The following is a 2,994-nucleotide window of genomic DNA, read 5'->3' as shown; positions in this document are numbered from 1 at the left end:
CTGCAGTACTGCGACTGGGCGGTGGCCAAGGGCTTGCTCGCGGTGCGTTCGCACGTCGACGTCTGCGACGACCGGCTGCTCGCGGTCGACGCGCTGCTGCACGTGAAGCAGGTGGTGAAGCCGTACCTCGACCTGCAGCTGGTCGCGTTCCCGCAGGACGGCGTGCTGCGCTCGCCCACCGCGCTCGCCAACCTCAAACGCGCACTCGACCGGGGCGTCGACGTGGTCGGCGGCATCCCCCACTTCGAGCGCACGATGGCCGACGGCGCCGAGAGCGTGCGGCTGCTGTGCGAGCTGGCGGCCGAGCGCGGGCTGCGCGTCGACATGCACTGCGACGAGAGCGACGACCCGCTGTCGCGCCACATCGAGACGCTCGCGTTCCACACGCAGCGGCTCGGGCTGCAGGGCCGCGTCACCGGCTCGCACCTGACCTCGATGCACTCGATGGACAACTACTACGTCAGCAAGCTGCTGCCGCTGATCGCCGAGGCGCAGGTGCATGCGGTGGCCAACCCGCTGATCAACATCACGCTGCAGGGCCGCCACGACAGCTACCCGAAGCGCCGCGGCATGACGCGCGTGCCCGAGTTGATGGCCGCCGGCGTCAACGTCGGCTTCGGCCACGACTGCGTGATGGACCCTTGGTACTCGTCGGGCAGCGCCGACATGCTGGAGGTCGCGCAGATGGGCCTGCACGTGGCGCAGATGACCTCGCAGGCGCAGATGCGGGCCTGCTTCGATGCCGTCACCGTCAACAGCGCGAGGATCCTCGGGCTCGAGGGCTACGGGCTGCAGGCCGGGGCGCGCGCCGACTTCGTGCTGCTGCAGGCGCGCGACCCGGTGGAAGCGATCCGGCTGCGCGCGACGCGGCTCGCGGTGGTGCGCGGCGGGCAGGTCATTGCGCAGACGCCGGCGGCCACCGCGACGCTGTCGCTGCCAGGGCGGCCGGACAGCGTCGACTGGACGCTGCAGCGCTAGCGGCCTGCGGCCTCGCGGAAGTAGCGGATGCGGTCGTCGTCGGCCGGGTGCGAGGCGATCGCGATGCCGAGCCAGCCGGGCTCGCCGCCATCGGAGCGCTTGCGGCGCTCCTCGGCGATCTTCTCGAAGAAGCGCACCATCGCGTCGGGCGAGATGCCGGCGGCCTTCATCAGGTGCACGCTGTCGGCATCGGCCTCGCGCTCGGCATCGCGCGCATAGCCTGCCTGGCCCAGCACCAGCGGCACGCCGGCCAGCAGGCTGCTGAAATCGCCGACCACCAGGCTCGTCACGACGCCCAGCGCGGTCGCCTGCACCAGCATGCGCAGCCCGTGGCGGTGGCGCACATGGCCGAGCTCGTGGCCGAGCACGCCGACGATCACCGATTCGTCGCCACCGACCAGCGCCACCAGTTCGTCGGTCAGCACCATCGTGCCGCCGGGCAGCGCGAACGCGTTCGGGCCCAGCGACTTGTCCTTGCCGCGGCGGAACAGCAGCTCGTGCGGCGGCGCGCCCTGCGGGTACGCCTGCGCGATCGCGCGCTCGAACGCGGCACGCAGCTTCGCCTGCTGCGCCGCGGGCAGTTCGCTTGCCTGCACCAGCTCGCCGTCGACCGACTTCATCGCCGCGTCGCCGATCTGGCGGTCGACCGAAGGCGGCAGCATCGCGACGACCGCGCGCGAGGCCCACGGCAGCCCCCACAGGTAGCCGGCCCCCATCAGCAGCGCGAACGCGACGACGATGCCGCCGACCCAGCGCCAGCTCTGCTGCGCCTTGACGACCAGCGTCTCGCCGCGGCCGCTGGCGCGCGCCCAGGCGTCCCACGCCGCCGAGTCGGTGCAGTGCAGCGCGCCGCCGTCTTTCAGGTGCGCCACGCGTGCGCCGTGGCGGGTGCGCTCCGGCCATTGCACCTCGGCCAACGGCACGCTGCGCGCGACGCCGTCGCCGGCGATCAACAGGCGCTCGCCGCCGACGTGGATGCGCACGCGGTGGCTGCGGGCGCTGCGGCCGTCGAAGTAATCCACCTCGAGGGCAGGAGCGGCGGGCGCGTTCACAGGCCGACGTCGATGCCGAAGAAGTCACCGGCCGCGTCGCCGGCGGCATCGCCTTCGTGGCCGGCCTGCGCGACCAGCGCGTCGATGTGGGTGCGGCTGACGATGCCGACCGATTCGAGCCGCAGCCGGGTCAGCGCGACGCGCGCGAACGGCCAGTACAGGCCGAGCGTGACGATCATCAGCAGCCAGTTCGCGAGCGTCACGCGCAGCAGCGGCCAGAAGCGCAGCTCGCTCTTGAAGCGCAGGTGCTGGTTGCCGGTGCGCGACCACAGCAGGTTCTGGAAGCGCGAGGTGAAGTACGGCCGGGCGAAGACCTGCATCAGCAGCCACGATGCCAGGATCACGATGAAGCCGAGCACCATCGCCGCAACGCGGCCGGTCTCGCCGCGGTTGCGAATCAAGTCGGCCACGCTGGAGCCGAGCAGCGTGGCCAAGCCGAAGACGACGAGGCCGGCCACGACGCCGGCCACCAGCCACACGCCCAGGCTCTTCAGGCACAGCCCATAGAAGGCCCCGGGGCCGGCGCGCAGCTCGGTCTGCAGCTGCGCGAACGCATAGTGGTCGTGCTGGTACTTCTTCAGGTTCCACATCATCAGCGGCAGCACCAGCAGCGTCACGCCCATCACCGCGGTGAAGGCCGGGCCGAACCAGCCGGGTGGGTGGACCTGGTCGGGCACCGCAAGCAGGACGCCCAGCAGCACGGCGCTGGGCGCGAACACCGGCAGCAGTGCGCGGTAGGCGCCGGCTGCGTCGCCCTTGAAGCGAAAGCGCAGCCCGCGCCAGCTGGTGTTGGCGAGGCGGAACTGCAGCGACGACTTGAACAGTGCCGGCCACAGCGCCGCGACGATCACGAAGGCCACCAGCCCGGCCATCGGCGAGAACTGGCCGGCCACCGAATACAGCCCGCCGAGCAGCACCACCAGCAGGTAGCCGCGCAGCATCTTCTTCGGGTCGCCGTGGAAGC

The 2,994-nt window shown here is 71.6% G+C and carries 3 protein-coding genes; 1 reads left to right on the top strand and 2 read right to left on the bottom strand.

Features of this window, described 5'->3' with window-relative positions:
- Nucleotides 1–978 (top strand): cytosine deaminase (locus AC1D15_RS24725; protein ID WP_477828055.1); only part of this gene is annotated, 978 nt, incomplete at its 5' end.
- On the opposite strand, the gene AC1D15_RS24720 is transcribed toward AC1D15_RS24725, so the two are convergent.
- On the bottom strand, nucleotides 975–2,030 hold the full coding sequence (locus tag AC1D15_RS24720) for a M48 family metallopeptidase (protein WP_477828054.1): 1,056 nt from the start codon (nucleotides 2,028–2,030) through the stop codon (nucleotides 975–977). The two genes, AC1D15_RS24725 and AC1D15_RS24720, sit on opposite strands and share 4 nt — an antisense overlap.
- A partial coding sequence (locus tag AC1D15_RS24715) for a DUF898 family protein (RefSeq protein WP_477828053.1) occupies nucleotides 2,027–2,994 on the bottom strand: 968 nt, incomplete at its 5' end. The genes AC1D15_RS24720 and AC1D15_RS24715, both read right to left, overlap by 4 nt.

This window comes from Rhizobacter sp. P2_H2 (assembly GCF_056403375.1).
This window is presented reverse-complemented; position numbering and strand designations above follow the sequence as displayed.